The following is a 21,579-nucleotide window of genomic DNA, read 5'->3' as shown; positions in this document are numbered from 1 at the left end:
GTTTATTCCTTATGGTAAGCCGTGACGCGTGCGACTTCTTCTTTCGAGCCGAGGAACACCGCTACGCGCTGGTGCAGGCCTTCAGGCTGAATGTCGAGGATGCGCTGATGGCCATCGGTGGAGGCGCCGCCTGCCTGTTCAACCAGGAACGACATCGGGTTGGCTTCGTACATCAGGCGCAGTTTGCCCGGCTTGGATGGCTCGCGGCTGTCGCGTGGGTACATGAACAGACCGCCACGGGTCAGGATGCGGTGCACGTCGGCAACCATCGCCGCGACCCAGCGCATGTTGTAGTTCTTCTTCAGCGGGCCTTCATCGCCAGCCAGCAATTCGTCGACGTAACGTTGTACCGGCGCTTCCCAGTGACGCTTGTTGGACGCGTTGATCGCGAACTCCTGCGTGGACTCCGGGATCGTGATGTCTTCATGGGTCAGTACGAAGCTGCCCATTTCACGATCCAGGGTGAAGCCTTTGACGCCATTGCCCAGGGTCAGCACCAGCATGGTCTGTGGACCGTAAATCGCGTAACCGGCGGCAACCTGCTGAGTGCCTGGCTGCAGGAAGGCCTTTTCGTTCAAAGGCTCGTTCTGGGTCAGGTATTCGTTCGGGCAACGCAGCACCGAGAAGATCGTACCGACCGGCGCGTTGATGTCGATGTTCGACGAACCGTCCAGCGGGTCGAACACCAGCAGGTACGCGCCTTTCGGGTATTTGCCCGGGATCTGGTAGGCATTGTCCATTTCTTCGGATGCCATGCCGGCCAGGTGACCGCCCCATTCGTTGGCTTCGAGCAGGATGTCGTTGGACATCACATCAAGCTTCTTCTGCACTTCACCTTGGACGTTTTCGGTGCCCATGCTGCCCAGAACACCACCCAGGGCGCCTTTGGAGACGGCGTGGCTGATTTCTTTACAGGCGCGCGCCACCACTTCGATCAGGAAACGCAGATCGGCAGGAGTGTTGTTGCTACGGGTCTGCTCAATCAAATAGCGACTCAGGGTAACGCGGGACATGGAAGGCTCCGGTGGAATGGGGGGCTAAAAACCCGCGCAGTTTAACGCGAGTCGGGGCGCATTTCCTCCTATCAGACGTGGAACACCCAATAGAGTTCATGCGCCGGGTTGAGCGTAGTTCGAAACGGGTCGGATGTGGATCGGGCATTCGCGACAGTTTCGGGACTTTCTCTGGCTTGTAGATCGCATTCGCGAGCAAGCCCGCTCCCACAGGTGACCGCGTTTTATCAGAATTACGCGGTCGACTGTGGGAGCGGGCTTGCTCGCGAAGGGCGCGTAGCGCCAGCCATTCTCAGGAATTGGCCGGGGGTTTACGCAGCAAACTGAACGCCATCGCGGCCAAAAACAAAACGCTCAACAACAACACCGCCCATAACCCGAATTTCTTCCAGTTGGTGTCCGTCGTCGCTGAACCAACCGCCGTTGAAGCCGGTGTCACCACCCCCCCGGTATCCACCGTCGCCCTGCCCAACGCCGCCCATTTCGCCGCGCTGTAATCCGGGATCAGCGTCGACAACGGCAGGTTCGCCGCCTTCACCGTCGCACTGCCCAACACCAGCGTATAAGGCCCGGCACCACGCGCCAGGAACACCAATTGCGTCGAACGCACAGCAAAACGCACCATCGGCGCTTCGGCGCCCAAACCACCGCCCCGCTCGTCCACCCTTAGCTTAAGCTGCTGCACGGTCTGTCCCGGTAGCTGCAATTCGTTTTGCACCACGTCCTGACCACTCTGGGTCAGGCGATACAGCAAACCACTGCTCAGCGGCTGCCACGGCAGGCTGCTTTCGCGACGACCGGACAAGGTCACCGGCGCCAGGCTGTTCGGCTGATTCAGCTCGACCTGCAAGCGCTCGACATTCAACCCCATCGGCAACTGCCAGGTGTATTCACCGGCCTTCACGCTGCTGCCGGCCAACGGTTGCGACCAGACCAACGGCAGCGGCAGGCTGCGCGTGCTGGCGCTTTCCAGTTGCGCCGAGGTCAGCGTCGGCGCCGATTGCGGTGTGCTCCACAGCAGGCGCAAATAGCGCGCCGAGTGTCCCGGCAAGCCGACTTCATGCTGCTCGACCCGCTCGTCGGCAAACGTCAGCCGCGCCACCTGCCCGTCACCCCACGACTGCCAATGCTGCAAATCGTCGCTGGCTTCGATGCTGAAACGCTGAAAGCCGTCGCGCTCGCTGGTCCAGTCGAGGATCAATTGCTGTAACGGCGCCTTGATGCCGCTGGCGTCGAGCAACCAACCGCGCAGCACTTCTTCGCCCGCCTCCAGCTGACTGGACGGCTGCACTTCGACCAGCGTGCCATCGGCGCTCGATCGCACCCGCACACTCGGCGCGCGTTCGGTGGCGTCCGCGGAGTTGTACAGCGGGAACCACTTCACGTCGGTCAGTGTGCGGTTTTCGCTGGTCTGCGCGGTTTCCCGCGCCAGGGCGTAGGCCTGAACCTCGCCCGCAGCGTTGAACACGCGCACGTCGCTCAGGTCGGTTTGCCGCGCATTCAATTGCACGGTCAAGGGCAATTCGAGGCGATACCACGGGCCTTCGCCACTCACGGTCAACGGCACCTGAGTGGCGAAATCCGCAGGTTTCTCCTGCGCGCTGGCCGACAGTGCCACACCCAACGCAACAGCGCCCAACCAGACCAGGTTCAACTTCTGACTCAAGACGACACTCCTTCGGTTTGCGGGACCGGTTTTTCGGCTTCCGGCGAAGCCTCCGCGCGCTTGGGCGGCAACGGGGCGAAATAGCCCACCACCAACAGCAACACACCCACGCCGATAAACGAGACGATCCGCGCCAGCCCGCCGCGGTTACTCAATTCGACAAAGAACAGTTTCGCGACCACCACGCCGATCAACGCCGCGCCGATCAGCCAGACTTCGCGACGATGCCGCAGATGGCCGCCAATCATCAGACTCAGGGCCATCAAGGTCCAGACGATCGACAGACCGGCCTGCACCTGCATCGACGCGAGCAGCAAATCCAGCTCGAACGGTACGCCACCCCAATGGTGAGCCGTGCGGTTCACCAACGCGGTAAAGAACGCAAACAACGAAACGCCAGCGATCAGTTGCGTGGCGTGATCAAAGGTGTCCTGGCGGATCGCCAGTTGCATCACCGCGCTGCGAGCCCAGACGTAGACACCGAACAGCGCAAACAGCAGGCCCAACTCCAGCGGATTGATCAGCGGCACGTATGGCAACGGTTCGGCAGTGCCGTCGCTGACGATGTTCGCCAGCCAGAACCAGCCGAGCATTAACAACGCCAGCGGCGCCGCCGCGTACAAACGGTATTCGCGTGAGTAAGCCGACACCGGCCACGGCCAAGTGCGCGGTGCAGCCATCAGCACCAGATACAGACTCGGCAGAATCGCCCAACCCAACCAGCGCCAGGCGTTGTACTGCTCGGAAAGCAGCAGCAAACCGTAGCGCAGCTCCAGCGCCAGCACCCCGATCAACAGCCAGCAACCGAGCACATGAGCGCTGCTCAGGGAGCGCGCCGGCAGCATCGGTGCCAGACTGCGCAGCGAGATGAAATGCACGACGAACACCGCCGCCCAAGCCAGCCAGCCGAAATCGGCCGCCGGGTGATAACGCGAGTGCCAGGCTGCAAGCAACACCACACCCGCAGCAGGAATCAGCAAGGTGCAAAGCAAGCCCAACGACGGCCATTTCAGGCGCAACGCCAACACGGCCCACAACGCCACACTCACCGCCGCGACCGCCAGCAACAAGGTCGCTTGAACATTCACCGATGCAAAACGCAGCACTTCGCTGACCCACGCCAGCGCCCACCAACCGGCGCCCCATACCAGCAGCACTTCGGACAAACGCTGCAAGCTCAGTACATCAAACGCCGATGCATGATTGCCGAGCTGCAAGCGCCAGGCGCCGACCAACGCCGCCAGTCCCAACACCAATGGCGTCCAGAAACCGCTGTGCGCCAACGGCTTCAACCCTTCGCTGGCCAGCGGCCCCAGCAGATCCGGCCCGGCGAACAGGAACGCCGTACCGCCAATCACCTGCAGCAGCAGTCCGAAAACAAAACTCACGCGCTGCTTCAAATACAGGCTCAACCAGATGATGAACAAACCACTGGCCGCCCACACCGCGCTCGCGGTTTGCCACGGCAGCACGAACAGCACCGCCAGATTGATCAGCACCAGACCGGCGAGCAACACCACCGACAAACCGCGCAACAGCCGAACGTCGCTACGCACCATCTCGTCCCGCGCGGCCAGCAGCATGCCGGCGATCAACGCCAGACTGATCAGGGACGCGCTCAACAAGCCGCTCCAACCCGCGCTGAACACCGCGCCGGACTCACCGCTCGAACCTTGCAGCCGCAACAGGAACAACGCGCCACCCAGCAACTGCACGGCAAACGCGGTAAACAGGAAAGTCCGCGATTGCAGGCGCAGGCCGACAAACAGCGTCGCCAGACCGGCCAGCGCCCAACTGATCGCGGTGCCGTGGGTAAAGAAGAACAGCGGCGCCAGCAGATAGAGAAAGGTCAGGCCGAGGCACGCCAACACCGGCAGACCTTTGCGCTCCCACTTCGACGCCTGCTCGGGCAAGGCGTTGCGCAACTGGTAGAAGCTGAACAGCAACGCCACACCGAGCATCAACGCGCCCAGCGGTGCGCCGTCGAGCAGGCTGGTTTCGCCGATCCGCAGCTCGCCGAGAAACGCCAGCGCCGACCCGAGTTGCAGCAGCAAGGCAAAGGCGCGGGCCAGTGGTCGTTGCTGACGCAGACCGAGCCAGAAAATCCCGGCGCCTTCCACGGCCCACGCAGCCGCTGTCCAACGCGCATCAAGGCCCAATGGAATTGCCAGGCTGGCGAAGATCACGCCCAGTGCCAGACAGGTTTCCGCCAACAGCAGCGCCCGTCCGCCCATCAGCAGACGCGCCAGGCCCATGTAGATCATGCCCAGCGCGAGGGCACTGAACGCGGCAGCAAATTCCAGGTGCTGGACCAGCGCGAACTGCAAACCGAAGCCCACCAGCGGCGGGCCGAACAGCATCGTGCCGTCGACGTAATCGCCTTTGCGTGCCGACCAACGCAACAAGGCATCACGGCTATCGTCCTCGGGCGCGTCGCTCATTTCCAGCAACTTGCGTCGGGCGAACAGCAGGCCGATGGCCAGGTACATCAGGAAAAAAAGAACAAGGAACGGTTCGGTGCTCCACAGCAATTCCGGCGTGTAGGAGCGCAGGCCCCAGGCGAAACCGATACCGAAGGTGCCGACAAAGCCGATCAGGTTGAGCAGCCGCCAGGCCTTGAACCAGGCGATGGCGAGGATGCCGGCGTTGAGCAAGGCGAAGTAGCTGAACAGTGCGACGTGGTTGCCGGCGCCAGTGGACGTCAGGATCGGCGCAGCGAAACCGCCCAACGCAGCAGCGCAGGCCAGTGCCAGCGAATCTTGAGTGATAGCCAGAATGGCCGAGAACACCGTCACCGCCACCAGCAGGCCCAGCGCTGCCGTCGGATCAAGCAGTGGATGCAAACGCATCGCCGCAAATACCGTCAGGTACAACACGGCAATCCCGGTGCCTTGCAGCATCAACGCATAGTGGTTGTTGCGATGGCGCAGCCACCAGCCCAAACCGAGCAGGCCCAGCGCAGCCGCCGCAACCCCGGCATAACGCAGTTCGATCGGCACCACCATGCCTTCGGTGGCATAACGCAGCAAAAACGCCAGACCGAGAAACAGCAGCACCACACCGACTCGCAGCACGGTGTTGCCACCGAACAGCCAGTTGCGCGCACCGCTGATGGCGCGTTCGATGAAATTCGGGCCGCGCGGGATGGCGGGCTCGGCTTTCCAGTCATCGTCGGGCAATGGACGGCTGGCTTGCGTCGTCGCTGTGATCGATTCGGGTTCGGGCGGAAGCTCCCAGACCATCTGCGGGGTCGCGACAGGGATTTCTTCAAGAATGAACGAGGGGGCAGGTTCGCTGACAACCGGTTCCTCAGCAATCGGCTCGCTGGCTTCAGGCGCCTTGACGCCAGACACCTCCAGCAAAGCCAATCGTTGCTGGACCGCATTCAACGCCACTTGCGCCTGCTCCAGCAGAACGCGCTGCTCAGCCGCCTGTGAACCCAAACGGCCGATGCGAATGGCCTGGCCGATACCCAACCCGAGCAACGCGCCCAACAACGCGTCGCTGAACGACTCATCGAGTATCCAGCCCAGCATCAGCCCAATCAGCATGAACATCCATTGCATGGTCGATATCCCTAAGCGGCCCCGCTGTGGGGCGAATCCGGGTGGTACGGCATCTGATCCAGTCTAGTGACCAGACACCCGGAATCCAGTGTGAGCGCAGATTGCATCTGCACCACAAATCCAATGTGGGAGCGGGCTTGCTCGCGAAGGCGGAGTGTCAGTCAGTATTAATGATGACTGACACTCCGCCTTCGCGAGCAAGCCCGCTCCCACAAGGATCAAGTTGCTGCTTAGTATATCGGTCAGGTCCAACAACCGTCGGACCTTGCCCGCAATTATTGCTGAAAGTTACTCCAATGCTTTCCAGATATCCGTGGCGTACTCGCGAATGGTCCGGTCGGAGGAGAACCAGCCCATGCGGGACGTGTTCAACACCGCTGAACGCCACCACTCGTTCGAATCGTGCCAATGGGCTTCAACGCGCATCTGCGCATCCCAGTAGGAATCGAAATCGGCGCAGACCAGAAAACGGTCATAGTCGACCAGCGAATCGATCAAGCCTGCGTAACGGGACGGATCATCCGGCGAGAATACCCCGCCGCGAATCGCTTGCAGCACGTCATTGAGTCGATGGGACGCGGCAATGTCCGGCACCGCGCTGAACTCGTGGTTCTGCTTGCGCGCTTCAACCTGCTGCGCGCTGAGGCCGAAGATAAACATGTGCTCGACACCGATGCGTTCGCACATTTCCACGTTGGCGCCGTCCAGGGTGCCGATGGTCAGCGCGCCGTTGAGGCCGAATTTCATGTTGCTGGTGCCCGAGGCTTCGAAGCCTGCGGTGGAAATCTGCTCCGACAAATCCGCCGCCGGAATGATGCTCTCCGCCAGGCTGACGTTGTAGTTGGGCAGGAACACCACTTTGAGCAAGCCGCGCACGGTCGGGTCGTTGTTCACTACCCGGGCGATGTCGTTGGTCAGTTTGATAATCAGTTTGGCCTGGTGATAACTGGCCGCCGCCTTGCCGCCGAAGATCTTCACCCGCGGCACCCAGTCGATTTCCGGTTCGGCGCGAATCGCCTGATAGAGCGCGACAGTGTGCAGCAAATTGAGCAACTGACGTTTGTACTCGTGGATCCGTTTCACCTGCACGTCGAACATCGCCGCCGGGTTGACTGCCACCCCAAGTCGCTCGTGAATGATGTAAGCCAACGCTTTTTTACTGTGCAGACGCTGTTCGGCGAAGGCCTTGCGGAATGCAGCCTTCTCGGCGAACGGTTCCAGATCCAGCAGTCGCTCTTCAGGGTTGTCCAACACGTCCGGGCCAAGGGCGCCGACCAGCATCGAAGTCAATTCCGAGTTGGCCTGATACAACCAGCGGCGGAAGGTGATGCCGTTGGTCTTGTTGTTGATCCGCTCCGGGTAGAGTTTGTGCAGTTCGGAGAACACGGTTTTGCGCATCAGTTGCGTGTGCAACCCGGACACGCCGTTGACGCTGTGGGAGCCGAGAAATGCGAGGTTGCCCATGCGCACGCGACGGCCGTTGTCCTCTTCGATCAGCGATACCGCACGCAGCACGTCAAAATCGTGAATGCCTTTGGCGCGCAGCGAGTCGATGTGCTGTGCGTTGATCAGGTAAATGATCTGCATGTGCCGCGGCAGCATCCGCTCCATCAAACCGACCGGCCAGGTTTCCAGGGCTTCCGGCAACAGCGTGTGGTTGGTGTACGAGAGCGTGTCGACGGTGACCTGCCACGCGGCGTCCCACGCCACGTCATAGACATCGACGAGTTGACGCATCAACTCGGCCACGGCAATCGACGGGTGAGTGTCATTGAGCTGGATCGCTGCATGGTCGCCCAGGGTCAGCACCGAGGTGTGCATGTTGCGATGGCGACGCAGCAAATCCTGGAGAGACGCGGCGACAAAGAAGTATTCCTGGCGCAGGCGCAGTTCCTGGCCGGCTTCGGTACTGTCCGCCGGGTAGAGCACACGGGAAATACTTTCCGCCCGGGCCACTTCCGCCACCGCACCCAGGTGGTCGCCGGCGTTGAAGCGCTCAAGGTGCAAATCTTCCATCGCGCGGGCACGCCACAGGCGCAGCGTGTTAACGCTCGCCCCGCGCCAGCCGACCACCGGGGTGTCGTAAGCAATGGCGCGCACGGTTTCCGCCGGGGACCAGACTTGCTTGGACTTGCCGTTTTCGTCGGTGACGGTTTCGACGCTGCCGCCGAAGCCGATCGGGTAAACGACTTCTGGCCGTTCGAATTCCCACGGGTTGCCGAAATCCAGCCAGTGCTCGGTCTGTTCCTGCTGCCAGCCATCGACAATCGCCTGACGGAACAAGCCGTGTTCGTACCGAATGCCGTAGCCGTGGCCGGCGATGCCGAGGGTCGACATGCTTTCCATGAAGCACGCCGCCAGACGACCGAGGCCGCCGTTACCCAGGGCCGCATCGGGCTCCAGCAGGCGAATGCGCTCAATGTCGACGCCGAGTTCGGTCATGGCTTCGCGGGCGACGTCCAGCAGGCCGAGGTTGCTCAGGCTGTCGTAGAGCAGCCGGCCAATGAGAAATTCCAGGGAGAGGTAGTAAACCCGCTTCTGACCTTTGCGGTAGATCTGCCGGGTGTGATCCATCCAGTGCTCGACCATGTGATCGCGCGCTGCCAGCGCAATGGCTTCGAACCAGTCGTGGTCGAAGGCGTGATCCGGGTCTTTGCCCACCGCGTAGGTGAGCTTGGTCAAGACGGCGTCGCGAAATGCGGCCACCTCTGCTTCGCGAACAAGTGGTTCTTGAGTCATCGATAGGACCTCGAGCGAGCATTTGAATTGTCTGAGCCTAGACGGTCTGACAGGCGGTAGAGGCTCTGGTTCGGCAGATTTTCCCATTAGTGCTGGTTCGGTCGGCATTACCTTGTCGAGTGGCTGAATCAATGCAGGGGCCGTGCCGAATTTAAGCTGTTATTGGCCGCTCCTTAAAAAAATCTGGCGAAAGGTTGTTCAAAAATCCACCAGTCCCGGTATGATCGCGCGCCCTGATGCACACGCTGGTAACAACCGATGATGAAACCCAATCTGATCGCCGCCGCCGAGATCGATCGCCTCGATACCTGGGCCAAATATACTGCGCCGATGTGCGGCTCGTGTGTATCCAGCTGCTGCACCCTCCCGGTCGAGGTCAAGATCAAGGATCTGATCCGCATCGGCATCGTCGACGAGTTCGAGCGCGGCGAACCGGCGAAGAACATCGCCAAGCGACTGCAGAAGGAAGGGATCGTCGAGCGTTACAGCCAGAAGACCGAGATCTTCACCCTCCAGCGCATGAGCAACAACGATTGCCTGTACCTGGATCGTAAGAGCCGTCTGTGCACTATTTATGAAAAACGCCCGGACACCTGCCGCAATCACCCGAAAATCGGGCCGCGGCCGGGGTATTGCGCTTACAAGCCGAAAGAAGTGGCGCGTGAGACCAGCAGCAGTCGTCGTACGCTCGAGAAGTTCTGATCCAAATTTCCTCTGCCTGACCGGGCCCCTTCGCGGGCAAGCCTCGCTCCTACAGGTTTGCGCCGCTCTAAATGCTTGCGCACGACCTGTAGGAGCGAGGCTTGCCCGCGAAGGGGCCCTCACTAACACCACAAAAAACCCAGACAAACAAAAACGCCCCCGACCACAAGGTCGGGGGCGTTTTTTTAAGCGCTAGCTAAGTCGAAACTCAGTTGCCGCTTTTCTTCGCAGCGCGGGTACGCTCGCTTTCGCCCAGGATCTTCTTGCGAAGACGGATGGACTTAGGAGTGACTTCGCACAATTCGTCTTCTTGTACGAATTCCAGAGCTTGCTCCAGAGTGAAACGGATAGGCGGAACCAGAGCGATGGTTTCGTCTTTACCCGAAGCACGCATGTTGTCGAGCTTCTTGCCTTTGGTTGGGTTGACGCCCAGGTCGTTGTCGCGGCTGTTGATGCCGACGATTTGACCTTCGTACACGTCTTCACCGTGACCCAGGAACAGTTTGCCGCGAGCTTGCAGGGTTTCCAGCGAGTAAGTCAGTGCCTTACCGGTAGCAACCGAAACCAGCACGCCGTTCTGACGGCCGGACATGTCGCCGGACTTCATCACGTCGTAACGGTCGAAGATCGAGGTCAGGATGCCTGCACCGGAGGTCAGGGTCAGGAACTCGTTACGGAAACCGATCAGGCCACGAGCCGGGATGTTGTACTCAAGGCGCACACGGCCCTTGCCATCCGGAACCATGTTGGTCAGGTCGCCTTTACGGATACCGATCTGTTCCATGATCGAACCTTGCGATTCTTCCGGCAGGTCGATGGTCACGTTTTCGTACGGTTCGTGCTTCACGCCGTCAACCATGCGGATGATCACTTCCGGACGACCAACACCCATTTCGAAGCCTTCGCGACGCATGGTTTCGATCAGTACCGAGAGGTGCAGCTCACCACGACCGGAGACTTTGAACTTGTCGGCCGAGTCGCCTTCTTCAACGCGCAGAGCAACGTTGTACAGCAGCTCTTTGTCCAGACGTTCCTTGATGTTACGGCTGGTGACGAACTTGCCTTCTTTACCGCAGAAAGGCGAGTCGTTTACCTGGAAGGTCATGGAAACGGTTGGTTCGTCAACGGTCAGCGGCTTCATCGCTTCGACGTTCAGTGGGTCGCACAGAGTGTCGGAGATGAACAGCTGGTCGAAGCCGCTGATGCAGACGATGTCGCCGGCAGCTGCTTCTTCAACGTCGATACGGTGCAGACCGTGGTGACCCATCAGCTTCAGGATACGACCGTTACGCTTCTTGCCGTCGGCGTCGATAGCGACAACCGGAGTGTTCGGCTTGATGCGACCACGAGCGATACGGCCAACGCCGATAACACCCAGGAAGCTGTTGTAGTCCAGAGCGGAGATTTGCATCTGGAACGGACCGTCACGGTCGACTTTCGGCGCAGGTACGTTGTCGACGATCGACTGGTACAGCGGGGTCATGTCTTCAGCCATCTCGGTGTGGTCCAGACCGGCAATACCGTTCAGGGCCGAGGCGTAGACGACTTTGAAGTCCAGCTGTTCTTCGGTGGCACCCAGGTTGTCGAACAGGTCGAAGATCTGGTCCAGAACCCAGTCCGGACGCGCGCCTGGACGGTCAACCTTGTTGATGACCACGATCGGACGCAGGCCGGCTTCGAAAGCCTTCTTGGTCACGAAACGGGTTTGCGGCATAGGGCCGTCTTGAGCGTCAACCAGCAGCAGAACGGAGTCAACCATCGACATTACGCGTTCAACTTCGCCGCCGAAGTCGGCGTGGCCCGGGGTGTCCACGATGTTGATGTGGAAGCCGTTCCAGTTGATGGCGGTGTTTTTCGCCAGAATGGTAATACCGCGCTCTTTCTCCTGGTCGTTGGAGTCCATCACGCGCTCGTCGTTGAGCTCGTTGCGCTCCAGAGTGCCGGATTGACGCAAGAGTTTGTCTACCAGGGTGGTTTTACCATGGTCAACGTGAGCAATGATGGCGATGTTGCGTAGATTTTCGATCACTTGTGTATCTCGATCAGAGGATTCGGTGTGCTGACAAGTCTTGGCAGCGATTAACAGTAGAGTCAGGCCTTGCCGTTACAGCTTGACGGCAGAGTCGGGGGGCCGATGACGCAGGCCACAGGCAAACAGCCCCGGGCTCTTAGCTCGGTCGATAAACGCGCACATTGGCATGCCCCTCACTGAGCAAATGGTGGGCATGCAGGCGACTCATCACGCCTTTGTCGCAATACAGCAGGTACTGGCGAGTAGGGTCCAGTTCCTTGAAACGAGCGTTCAATGCATAAAACGGCATCGTCTGTACCTCAATGCCACCGAGTTCCAGCGGCTCGTCTTCAGCGACATCCGGGTGACGGATGTCGATGATGATCTGGCCCGCCAGTGCTTCGCTGACTTCTTCGATCTGCAGGTCCTGGCCCAATTCGTCGATCACGCGATCGATCGGCACCAGTTTGGCGTTCTCGAGCGCACGCTCAAGGACCGCCATGTCGAATTCTTTCTCTTCATGCTCAACGCGTGGACGCTTGGCATGGGTCTTGGGGTTCACCGAGATGACCCCGCAATACTCCGGCATGTGCTTGGCGAAGTCGGCAGTGCCGATTTCGTTGGCCAGGTCGATGATGTCCTGCTTGTGACTGGCGATCAGCGGACGCAAGACCAGCTTGTCGGTCACGCAGTCGATCACGGACAGGTTCGGCAACGTCTGGCTCGACACCTGGGAAATCGCTTCACCGGTGACCAGCGCTTCGATGTCCAGCCGATCGGCAATACGGGAAGCAGCGCGCAACATCATACGCTTCAAAACTACACCCATATGACTGTTATCGACTTTCCCGAGAATTTCTCCCAGTACTTCCTCGAACGGCACACTGACAAATAACACGCGTTGGGAGCTGCCGTACTTCTTCCAGATGAAGTGCGCAACCTCCATGACGCCCAGTTCATGGGCCCGCCCGCCCAGATTGAAGAAGCAGAAATGGCTCATCAGGCCGCGGCGCATGATCTGGTAGGCAGCAACCGTGGAATCGAAGCCGCCGGACATCAGCACAAGCGTCTGTTCCAGGGCACCCAGCGGATAACCACCGATGCTGTTGTGCTGGTTGTGGATCACGAACAACCGTTTGTCGCGAATTTCGATGCGGACTTCGATTTCCGGCTCTTTCAGCGAGATTCCGGCAGCGCCGCACTGACGACGCAGTTGGCTGCCGACGTATTTCTCGACATCCATCGAACTGAATTCATGCTTGCCGGCGCGTTTGCAGCGCACCGAAAAAATCTTCCCGGTCAACGAATCGCCGAAGTGCAGCTTGCACTTGGCAACGATGTCATCGAAGTCGCCCAACGGGTACTCGTCGACCTGCAGGAAATGCGCGATGCCCGGCATGCAGCTCAGGCGCTCGGTCATCTCCTTCAGTACTCTGGGCTCGCTGACGCGGGTTTCAAGCTCGAGATTGTCCCACACACCGTTCACCACCACGGCCGGGTCCAGGTCGCGGAGCACGGTGCGGATGTTTTTGGCCAACTGGCGGATGAAACGCATCCGTACCGGGCGGCTCTTGATGGTGATCTCGGGGAAGACTTTTACGATTAGTTTCATGAAAACAGCGCGCGCTGGGCCAGCCGAAAAAGGGGGGCGCGGATTATAGCGGAAATTGCTCAAGGTTTGACCAGTTAATGTGTAGAAGGTTTTCGGCGCACCAAAACGGGTCATTTGCGGATTTTAACGCTACATTGTGGGGCGAGATTTTTCACCTAAAGGCGCTTCGTGCCTTTATAAGCGTGCTTTTGGGGCAATAAACCCATGGTGGGGCACTGGCATGCAATTTGCTCCCTTGTGAGGCAGGTTGCCTTGGCAGAGTATTCGCGCCGGCATCACAAACATTTAAGGGCATCCACTACCAGCCCTAATCCACCCGGAGGACACTATGTCGAAGTCGGTTCAACTCATCAAAGATCATGACGTCAAGTGGATTGATCTGCGCTTCACGGACACTAAAGGCACTCAGCACCACGTGACCATGCCGGCTCGCGACGCGCTGGATGAAGCTTTCTTCGAAGAAGGCAAAATGTTCGACGGTTCCTCCATCGCTGGCTGGAAAGGCATCGAAGCCTCCGACATGATCCTGATGCCGGACGACAGCACTGCCGTCCTCGACCCGTTCACTGAAGAGCCAACCCTGATCCTGGTTTGCGACGTGATCGAACCTTCGACCATGCAAGGCTACGATCGCGATCCACGTGCAATCGCCAAGCGTGCCGAGGAATACCTGAAGTCGACCGGTATCGGTGACACCGTATTTGTTGGCCCGGAGCCAGAATTCTTCATCTTCGACGAAGTGAAGTTCAAGTCCGACATCTCCGGCTCCATGTTCAAGATCTACTCCGAACAAGGTTCGTGGATGTCCGACCAGGACGTGGAAGGCGGCAACAAAGGCCACCGTCCGGGCGTCAAAGGCGGCTACTTCCCGGTTCCACCGTTCGACCACGACCACGAAATCCGTACCTCCATGTGCAACGCCATGGAAGAAATGGGCCTGACCATCGAAGTTCACCACCACGAAGTGGCAACTGCTGGCCAGAACGAAATCGGCGTCAAGTTCAACACCCTGGTGGCCAAGGCTGACGAAGTTCAGACCCTGAAGTACTGCGTACACAACGTTGCCGACGCATACGGCCGCACCGCGACCTTCATGCCTAAGCCTCTGTACGGCGACAACGGTTCGGGTATGCACGTTCACCTGTCCATCGCCAAAGACGGCAAGAACACCTTCGCTGGCGAAGGCTATGCCGGCCTGTCCGACACCGCTCTGTACTTCATCGGCGGCATCATCAAGCACGGCAAGGCCCTGAACGGCTTCACCAACCCGTCGACCAACTCCTACAAGCGTCTGGTCCCGGGCTTCGAAGCTCCAGTAATGCTGGCCTACTCGGCTCGCAACCGTTCCGCTTCGATCCGTATTCCTTACGTGTCCAGCCCTCGCGCTCGCCGTATCGAAGCCCGCTTCCCGGATCCGGCAGCCAACCCGTACCTGGGCTTCGCTGCACTGTTGATGGCTGGCCTGGACGGCATCCAGAACAAGATCCACCCAGGCGACGCTGCTGACAAAAACCTGTACGACTTGCCGCCTGAAGAGGCGAAAGAGATCCCACAAGTTTGCGGCAGCCTGAAAGAAGCCCTGGAAGAGCTGGACAAAGGTCGCGCGTTCCTGACCAAAGGCGGCGTGTTCTCCGATGACTTCATCGACGCTTACATCGCTCTGAAAAGCGAAGAAGAAATCAAGGTTCGCACCTTCGTACACCCACTGGAATACGAGCTGTACTACAGCTGCTGATCCGGTAGCGCCTGCGCAAGCGGCGTGACAAAAAGAGGCCTCCTTCGGGAGGCCTTTTTTGTGCCCGGGATTCAGCGGCTGGCGATGGACCTGTGGGAGCGGGCTTGCTCGCGAAGGCGATGTGTCATTCAGCAATAATGTTGACTGACACACCGCCTTCGCGAGCAAGCCCGCTCCCACAGGGGTTTTGTGGTGTTTGGGAGAAATCGGGAAATCATTCCCAAATGTTTACAACCTGGGCCAACCGCCGCCACTGACCTATGCTGCATTCCAACGCTTTCGTTTCTGGTCGATTTTATGGGTCGTGGTTTTCCATTGCTGTTGCTGCTGATCGCCCTGCCCGCCGCAGCGCAGATCTATAAGTACACCGACGCCGCCGGCAACACCGCCTACAGCAATCAGCCGCCCGACGGCGTGAAGGCGCAGCCGGTCGAGTTAGCGCCGCTCAATAGCGTCGAGCGCCAGGCACCTCCTGCCCCACCTGCCGAAGCCACCCGTCGCGAACAGTCGCGCAGCGCCTACGAGGTGCTGGAGCTGACCAACTTGCCCACCACCGAGGCGCTGCGGGCCAACAACGGCACCTTCACCGTGAACGTGCTGATCAAACCCCGGCTGCGAGGTCCACATTTATTCAGGTTGTTGCTGGACGATCAGCCTTACGGCCAGCCGAGCAACGTGCCGATCCTGCAACTGGTGAACATTGATCGCGGCACCCACAGCCTCGCGGTCCAGGTGATCGATGGGCAAGACATCGTCCAGCAGAGCCCGTCCGTGACCTTCACCCTCCAGCGGGTGCACAAGCAGTGAGGTTGTGGCTGCTGATCGCCTGCCTGTTCGTGCTGCCGGTGTCGGCCGAAGTCTTCACCTACATCGACGCCCAAGGCAATCGGGTCTTCACCGACCAGCCCGGTTCCGGCAACGCCAAGCGCGTGCCGCTGGCGACGAGTAACCGCATGTCCGCCAACCCGACCGGCGCAGCGCCGGTGATCGCCGAGAAAAAAACCGAAACCAAACCCCTGTTCCGCTACGACATGCTCAGAGTGCTGGTGCCCGAGCCCGACGCCACGGTCCGCAGCAGCGCCGGCGAGCTGATCGTCAGTATCACCAGCGAACCCGGCCTTCAGCGAGGTCATCGCTACCGTTTGTTGCTGGACGGGCAGCCCACCGCTGAACCCGGTCCGAGCCCGGTGTTCGCTTTGAGCAACATTGACCGCGGCAGCCACAATTTGTCCGTCGAAATTCTCGATGAGCAAGGTCGCACCGTTGAACGCACGGCCAATCAACCCTTCCACATGCTGCGCATCTCCCTCGCGCAGAAACGCCAGGTGAAACCCTGCACCCTCGCCGACTACGGCCAGCGGCCGGAATGCCCGCTCAAAGACAAACCTGAAGAAGAAAAAAACCTCTTCCTGCGCTTCTTCTAACCTCGCCCAGCTTTGCGCACTATATTGGTGCGATAGGTTGCACCGCCCCCACATACCACCCCATTTTGGTTCGAAAGTACCCGTAAAAGCTGGCAGAACGCCACGCAACCGAGCGTCAAACGCCCGTTTCAGGCCTTTAACGCTTCTTTTCGGAGCCTTGGTTTGGTTTTTGCATTTTCCCCCGCATCAGCGCTTTATTCATGCGCGCGCCCTGCTCCAAAAGAGGTCCCGATGACCATTAGCGACGCACTGCATCGATTGCTGCTCGACAACCTGACCACCGCCACCATCCTGCTCGATGCCGAACTGCGCCTCGAGTACATGAACCCGGCGGCAGAGATGCTGCTGGCCATCAGTGGCCAGCGCAGCCATGGGCAGTTCATCAGCGAGTTGTTCACCGAATCCTCCGAAGCGCTGAATTCCCTGCGTCAGGCGGTCGAGCAGGCGCATCCGTTCACCAAGCGCGAAGCGATGCTCACCGCCCTGACCGGCCAGACGCTGACCGTCGACTACGCGGTAACACCGATCCTGGCCAACGGCGCCACCCTGCTGCTGCTGGAAGTCCACCCGCGTGACCGCTTGCTGCGGATCACCAAGGAAGAGGCACAGCTGTCGAAGCAGGAAACCAGCAAGATGCTGGTGCGCGGCCTCGCTCACGAGATCAAGAATCCGCTGGGCGGGATTCGCGGCGCGGCCCAGTTGCTCGCCCGCGAACTGCCGGAAGAGAGCCTGCGCGATTACACCAACGTCATCATTGAAGAAGCCGACCGCCTGCGAAACCTGGTGGACCGCATGCTCGGCTCCAACAAACTGCCGTCGCTGGCCATGTGCAACGTCCACGAAGTGCTGGAGCGCGTCGCTCATCTGGTGGAAGCCGAAAGCCAAGGCTGCATTACGTTGGTGCGCGATTACGACCCGAGCATTCCCGACGTGTTGATCGACCGCGAACAAATGATTCAAGCGGTCCTGAACATCGTGCGCAACGCGATGCAGGCCATCAGCAGCCAGAACGAACTGCGCCTGGGCCGTATCAGCCTGCGCACCCGCGCCATGCGCCAATTCACCATCGGCCACGTGCGCCATCGCCTGGTGACCAAGATCGACATCATCGACAACGGTCCCGGCATTCCTGCGGATCTTCAGGAAACCATCTTCTTTCCCATGGTCAGCGGTCGTCCGGACGGTACCGGACTCGGCCTGGCCATTACCCAGAACATTATCAGCCAGCACCAGGGCCTGATCGAATGTGACAGCCATCCAGGCCACACCACTTTCTCGATCTTTCTGCCACTGGAACAAGGAGCCACATCGACATGAGCCGTAGTGAAACCGTGTGGATCGTCGATGACGACCGTTCTATCCGTTGGGTCCTGGAAAAAGCCTTGCAGCAAGAAGGCATGACCACGCAAAGCTTCGACAGCGCCGATGGCGTGATGAGCCGCCTGGCGCGCCAGCAGCCGGACGTGATCATCTCCGACATCCGCATGCCGGGCGCCAGCGGTCTGGACCTTCTGGCGCGGATTCGCGAGCAACACCCACGGCTGCCAGTGATCATCATGACTGCGCACTCCGATCTGGACAGCGCTGTCGCGTCCTATCAGGGCGGCGCGTTTGAATACCTGCCAAAGCCGTTCGACGTTGACGAAGCGGTGTCGCTGGTCAAGCGCGCGAACCAGCACGCTCAGGAACAGCAAGGTCTGGAAGTCGCTCCAACCCTGACCCGCACCCCGGAAATCATCGGTGAAGCGCCGGCGATGCAGGAAGTGTTTCGCGCCATTGGGCGCTTGAGCCACTCCAACATCACCGTGTTGATCAACGGCGAATCCGGGACCGGCAAAGAGCTTGTGGCTCACGCCCTGCACCGTCACAGCCCACGGGCGACTTCGCCGTTCATTGCGCTGAACATGGCGGCGATTCCGAAGGACCTGATGGAGTCCGAACTGTTCGGCCATGAAAAAGGTGCGTTCACCGGCGCAGCCAATCTGCGACGCGGACGTTTCGAGCAGGCTGACGGCGGTACGCTGTTCCTTGATGAAATCGGCGACATGCCGGCGGACACGCAAACCCGTTTGCTGCGCGTGCTGGCTGACGGCGAGTTCTACCGCGTCGGCGGTCATGTGCCGGTGAAGGTTGATGTGCGAATCATCGCCGCGACCCACCAGAATCTGGAAACCCTGGTGCACGCCGGGAAATTCCGTGAGGACTTGTTCCACCGCCTCAACGTCATCCGCATCCATATACCGCGGCTGTCGGACCGTCGTGAAGACATCCCGACCCTCGCCAAGCACTTCCTCAGCCGCGCCGCGCAAGAATTGGCGGTGGAGCCGAAGCTGCTGAAAAGCGAAACCGAGGAATACCTGAAGAACCTGCCGTGGGGCGGCAACGTGCGTCAGCTGGAGAACACCTGCCGCTGGATCACGGTGATGGCTTCGGGTCGCGAAGTGCACATCAGCGACCTGCCGCCAGAGCTATTGAGTTTGCCGCAGGATTCGGCGCCGGTGACCAATTGGGAGCAAGCGCTGCGCCAGTGGGCGGATCAGGCGTTGGCTCGCGGTCAGTCGAGCCTGCTCGACAGCGCGGTGCCGGCGTTTGAGCGGATCATGATCGAAACCGCCCTCAAACACACCGCCGGCCGCCGCCGCGATGCCGCGGTTTTGCTGGGTTGGGGGCGTAATACCCTGACGCGCAAGATCAAGGAATTGGGGATGAAGGTGGATGGTGGGGATGATGATGAGGGGGAAGAGGGTTAAGCAGCCTTTAAATATTTGCTGACCGTTACATCCATCGCGAGCAAGCTCGCTCCCACAGTGGATTTCAGTTTTTTCACTATTGAGTGAACACCCCTGAACCCTGTGGGAGCGAGCTTGCCCGCGAAGCTTTTGGGGCCACACCGTGCACCGACTGAATGCACCGTGAACCGCAATCGCGCACAAACACTGATAGAAATGCCTACCTGCGTTCGCAATCGAACCCCCATCGAAAAAACACGAAAGCCCCGGATTACGGGGCTTTCAGCGTTTCAAAGAAGGTTTCTGTTTCAACTTGTTAAAACCTGGCACGCCCCCTGCAATAGTCCATTCAGTGATTCAGTTCACTACCCGGTTTCGGGGACCTTGGTACAGGCAGGCCGGGGATTCCCCTCTTTTACATCGGGCTCACACCGCACTTGCGACGAGCCCAAACAGTTTTGGGGCCCTTGATACAGGCAGGTCAGGGGTTCCTTCTTTACACCGGGCTCACGACGCAATGCGCGAGCCCTGCCGTTTTGGGAACCTTGGTACAGGCAGGCCGGGGATTCCCTCTTTTATTGCTCTCGGAGATGGATCTCCAGCCGCCAGCGGTCATCGACCTCGCTACCGGCCCACTCGCCCTGCAGTGGCCGGGCCGCCACCACCGACAGCAACAACCCCCCATCACTCAGACGCACCCGCCAGTTCACGCTCTTGTCATTGAGCTTGAGCTGACCTTTCTGCGCCTTGCCTTCAGCCTCGAACAGCAACGCCAGGCTACCGTCGACAAACTCGCCGTGGGTCTTGGGTGCGTTGTTGAACCACACCACCAACCCGTCGTTCGTCACGTCGACTTGCTGCAGTTCGCTGGGGTCGGGCGTGGTCAGGCGACCGATCATCAGCCCCACCATGACCCCGACAATCGCCAGCGAACCCATCACCCGTGGGAATAGTTTCGAACGCGGGTCCGCTTGCGGCGTAGAATGCCCGTCATCTTTACCTTCGGAGCCGTGCATGTTTCACGTCATCCTTTTCCAACCAGAAATTCCGCCGAATACCGGCAACGTTATCAGGCTGTGCGCCAACAGTGGCTGCCACCTGCATTTGATCGAACCGCTGGGCTTCGAGATGGACGACAAGCGCCTGCGCCGGGCCGGCCTCGATTACCACGAGTATGCCACCCTGCAACGCCATGCGGACCTCGCCAGCTGCCTGGAAAGCCTTGGCCATCCGCGGTTGTTCGCCTTTACCACCAAGGGCTCGCGGCCGTTCCACGATGCCAGTTTCGCCGAGGGCGACGCGTTCCTGTTCGGTCCGGAAAGCCGTGGCTTGCCGGCGGAAGTGCTGGATGCCCTGCCTGGTGAACAACGCTTGCGTCTGCCGATGCGCGAAGGCTGTCGCAGCCTGAACCTGTCGAACACCGTGGCGGTTGCCGTTTACGAGGGCTGGCGTCAACTCGGTTTCAAATAACACCGCATAACAAATGTGGGAGCGGGCTTGCTCGCGAAGGCGTCGTGTCAGTCAACATCAATGTTGAATGATCAACCGCTTTCGCGAGCAAGCCCGCTCCCACATGGACTTGCTTCGATGCTCAGACCGCTTATTGAACGGTTGGAGTCTCGCCAGCCGCCTGCATGCGTTGCAGTTCTTGTGCGTACAGCGCGTCGAAGTTCACCGGTGCCAGCATCAGGGCCGGGAACGAACCGCGGGTCACCAGGCTGTCCAGGGTTTCGCGAGCGTACGGGAACAGGATGTTCGGGCAGAACGCGCCGAGGGTATGGCTCATCGAAGCGTCGTCCAGGTTCTTGATCAGGAAGATCCCGGCCTGTTGCACTTCAGCGATGAACGCCACTTCGTCACCGTTTTTCACGGTCACGGACAGGGTCAGCACAACTTCGTGGAAGTCGCCTTCCAGCGCCTTCTGACGGGTGTTCAGATCCAGACCGACGCTCGGCTCCCACTGCTGGCGGAAGATCGCCGGGCTTTTCGGGGCTTCGAAGGACAAGTCACGTACGTAGATGCGCTGCAAGGAGAATTGCGGTGCGGTTTCTTCTTCGCTGGCTGCAGTGTTCTGTTGGTCAGTCATCTCAGATCCTTTCTGATCTTGGGGTCTTATAGGGAAGGCATTCAGGCCTTGAGCATGGCGTCGAGCTTGCCGGCGCGCTCAAGGGCAAACAAATCATCACAACCGCCAACGTGGCGCTCACCGATCCAGATCTGCGGCACGGACGTGCGCCCGGCCTTCTGAGCCATGGCGGCACGCACCTGCGGCTTGCCATCGACCTTGATCTCTTCGAAGGCCACGCCTTTGTTCTCGAGCAGTTGCTTGGCCCGGGAACAATAACCGCAGTAATCGCTGGAATAGACGACGACGTTGCTCAT

The 21,579-nt window shown here is 59.8% G+C and carries 16 protein-coding genes and 1 pseudogene; 8 read left to right on the top strand and 9 right to left on the bottom strand.

The window, feature by feature from the left end; all coding sequences use genetic code 11:
• Window positions 1-2: 2 nt before the first annotated feature.
• From ACA073_RS01755 to ACA073_RS01740, 4 genes are all read right to left on the bottom strand, one after another.
• A complete protein-coding gene (locus tag ACA073_RS01755) occupies window positions 3-1,013 on the bottom strand; it encodes a class 1 fructose-bisphosphatase (RefSeq protein ID WP_007933966.1) in 1,011 nt (336 codons plus the stop codon).
• A gap of 292 nt (window positions 1,014-1,305) precedes the next feature.
• A complete protein-coding gene (locus ACA073_RS01750) occupies window positions 1,306-2,679 on the bottom strand; it encodes a DUF3999 domain-containing protein (protein ID WP_497401181.1) in 1,374 nt (457 codons plus the stop codon).
• The gene (locus ACA073_RS01745; RefSeq protein ID WP_497401179.1) at window positions 2,676-6,245 is read right to left on the bottom strand and encodes a DUF2339 domain-containing protein; all 3,570 of its coding nucleotides are present in this window, start codon (window positions 6,243-6,245) and stop codon (window positions 2,676-2,678) included. Before ACA073_RS01745 ends, ACA073_RS01750 begins: the two co-directional genes overlap by 4 nt.
• A gap of 288 nt (window positions 6,246-6,533) precedes the next feature.
• Complete coding sequence (locus ACA073_RS01740; protein WP_497401177.1) at window positions 6,534-8,984, bottom strand: glycogen/starch/alpha-glucan phosphorylase; 2,451 nt, start codon at window positions 8,982-8,984, stop codon at window positions 6,534-6,536.
• Window positions 8,985-9,245: 261 nt separating this feature from the next.
• Between ACA073_RS01740 and ACA073_RS01735 the strand changes: the two genes are divergently transcribed.
• Window positions 9,246-9,686, top strand: a complete 441-nt coding sequence (locus ACA073_RS01735; protein WP_461954308.1) for a YkgJ family cysteine cluster protein — start codon at window positions 9,246-9,248, stop codon at window positions 9,684-9,686.
• A 208-nt stretch (window positions 9,687-9,894) separates the two neighbouring features.
• Here the strand turns inward: ACA073_RS01735 and typA are convergent, their stop codons facing one another.
• Together typA and thiI are read right to left on the bottom strand one after the other, a co-directional pair.
• The gene (gene typA, locus ACA073_RS01730) at window positions 9,895-11,715 is read right to left on the bottom strand and encodes a translational GTPase TypA (protein WP_214380255.1); all 1,821 of its coding nucleotides are present in this window, start codon (window positions 11,713-11,715) and stop codon (window positions 9,895-9,897) included.
• A gap of 139 nt (window positions 11,716-11,854) precedes the next feature.
• Window positions 11,855-13,309: a tRNA uracil 4-sulfurtransferase ThiI gene (gene thiI, locus ACA073_RS01725; protein WP_497401175.1), complete on the bottom strand. Its 1,455-nt coding sequence runs from the start codon at window positions 13,307-13,309 to the stop codon at window positions 11,855-11,857.
• A 328-nt stretch (window positions 13,310-13,637) separates the two neighbouring features.
• Between thiI and glnA the strand changes: the two genes are divergently transcribed.
• From glnA to ntrC, 5 genes are all read left to right on the top strand, one after another.
• Window positions 13,638-15,044: a glutamate--ammonia ligase gene (gene glnA / locus ACA073_RS01720; RefSeq protein ID WP_258697983.1), complete on the top strand. Its 1,407-nt coding sequence runs from the start codon at window positions 13,638-13,640 to the stop codon at window positions 15,042-15,044.
• Between the two features lie 297 nt (window positions 15,045-15,341).
• Window positions 15,342-15,851 (top strand): DUF4124 domain-containing protein, encoded by a 510-nt coding sequence (locus tag ACA073_RS01715; RefSeq protein WP_497401174.1) that lies wholly within the window; start codon window positions 15,342-15,344, stop codon window positions 15,849-15,851.
• Window positions 15,848-16,468 carry a DUF4124 domain-containing protein gene (locus ACA073_RS01710; RefSeq protein WP_497401172.1) on the top strand — a complete coding sequence of 207 codons (621 nt, stop codon included), beginning with the start codon at window positions 15,848-15,850 and terminating at the stop codon, window positions 16,466-16,468. The genes ACA073_RS01715 and ACA073_RS01710 overlap by 4 nt, the downstream gene beginning before the upstream one ends.
• Before the next feature lie 231 nt (window positions 16,469-16,699).
• A complete protein-coding gene (glnL, locus tag ACA073_RS01705; RefSeq protein WP_497401170.1) occupies window positions 16,700-17,785 on the top strand; it encodes a nitrogen regulation protein NR(II) in 1,086 nt (361 codons plus the stop codon).
• Window positions 17,782-19,218 (top strand): nitrogen regulation protein NR(I), encoded by a 1,437-nt coding sequence (gene ntrC, locus ACA073_RS01700; RefSeq protein WP_497401169.1) that lies wholly within the window; start codon window positions 17,782-17,784, stop codon window positions 19,216-19,218. Before glnL ends, ntrC begins: the two co-directional genes overlap by 4 nt.
• 554 nt (window positions 19,219-19,772) lie before the next feature.
• Here ntrC and ACA073_RS01695 read toward each other — a convergent pair.
• Window positions 19,773-20,213 carry a hypothetical protein gene (locus tag ACA073_RS01695; protein ID WP_461952278.1) on the bottom strand — a complete coding sequence of 147 codons (441 nt, stop codon included), beginning with the start codon at window positions 20,211-20,213 and terminating at the stop codon, window positions 19,773-19,775.
• Here ACA073_RS01695 and ACA073_RS01690 point away from each other — a divergent pair.
• On the top strand, window positions 20,212-20,667 hold the full coding sequence (locus ACA073_RS01690) for a tRNA (cytidine(34)-2'-O)-methyltransferase (protein WP_007949025.1): 456 nt from the start codon (window positions 20,212-20,214) through the stop codon (window positions 20,665-20,667). The two genes, ACA073_RS01695 and ACA073_RS01690, sit on opposite strands and share 2 nt — an antisense overlap.
• 6 nt (window positions 20,668-20,673) lie before the next feature.
• A pseudogene (locus tag ACA073_RS01685) lies at window positions 20,674-20,769 on the top strand (DUF4381 domain-containing protein); the annotation flags it as partial.
• 28 nt (window positions 20,770-20,797) lie between these two features.
• Here the strand turns inward: ACA073_RS01685 and secB are convergent.
• Together secB and grxC are read right to left on the bottom strand one after the other, a co-directional pair.
• Window positions 20,798-21,283 carry a protein-export chaperone SecB gene (gene secB / locus ACA073_RS01680; protein WP_007949026.1) on the bottom strand — a complete coding sequence of 162 codons (486 nt, stop codon included), beginning with the start codon at window positions 21,281-21,283 and terminating at the stop codon, window positions 20,798-20,800.
• Between the two features lie 41 nt (window positions 21,284-21,324).
• A complete protein-coding gene (grxC, locus tag ACA073_RS01675; protein ID WP_461952279.1) occupies window positions 21,325-21,579 on the bottom strand; it encodes a glutaredoxin 3 in 255 nt (84 codons plus the stop codon).

It is taken from the genome of Pseudomonas sp. LBUM1670 (assembly GCF_059695695.1).
Note: the sequence above shows the minus strand (reverse complement) of the source record. Positions and strands in the feature narration are given on the sequence as shown.

Excerpts from the sequence above, each read along its gene's own strand:
- ACA073_RS01745 (WP_497401179.1), bottom strand. The coding sequence starts at position 6,245 with ATGCAATGGATGTTCATGCTGATTGGGCTGATGCTGGGCTGGATACTC.
- grxC (WP_461952279.1), bottom strand. The coding sequence starts at position 21,579 with ATGAGCAACGTCGTCGTCTATTCCAGCGATTACTGCGGTTATTGTTCC.
- ACA073_RS01715 (WP_497401174.1), top strand. The coding sequence starts at position 15,342 with ATGGGTCGTGGTTTTCCATTGCTGTTGCTGCTGATCGCCCTGCCCGCC.
- thiI (WP_497401175.1), bottom strand. The coding sequence starts at position 13,309 with ATGAAACTAATCGTAAAAGTCTTCCCCGAGATCACCATCAAGAGCCGC.
- glnL (WP_497401170.1), top strand. The coding sequence starts at position 16,700 with ATGACCATTAGCGACGCACTGCATCGATTGCTGCTCGACAACCTGACC.
- ntrC (WP_497401169.1), top strand. The coding sequence starts at position 17,782 with ATGAGCCGTAGTGAAACCGTGTGGATCGTCGATGACGACCGTTCTATC.
- ACA073_RS01755 (WP_007933966.1), bottom strand. The coding sequence starts at position 1,013 with ATGTCCCGCGTTACCCTGAGTCGCTATTTGATTGAGCAGACCCGTAGC.
- ACA073_RS01690 (WP_007949025.1), top strand. The coding sequence starts at position 20,212 with ATGTTTCACGTCATCCTTTTCCAACCAGAAATTCCGCCGAATACCGGC.
- ACA073_RS01695 (WP_461952278.1), bottom strand. The coding sequence starts at position 20,213 with ATGCACGGCTCCGAAGGTAAAGATGACGGGCATTCTACGCCGCAAGCG.
- secB (WP_007949026.1), bottom strand. The coding sequence starts at position 21,283 with ATGACTGACCAACAGAACACTGCAGCCAGCGAAGAAGAAACCGCACCG.
- glnA (WP_258697983.1), top strand. The coding sequence starts at position 13,638 with ATGTCGAAGTCGGTTCAACTCATCAAAGATCATGACGTCAAGTGGATT.
- ACA073_RS01735 (WP_461954308.1), top strand. The coding sequence starts at position 9,246 with ATGAAACCCAATCTGATCGCCGCCGCCGAGATCGATCGCCTCGATACC.
- ACA073_RS01740 (WP_497401177.1), bottom strand. The coding sequence starts at position 8,984 with ATGACTCAAGAACCACTTGTTCGCGAAGCAGAGGTGGCCGCATTTCGC.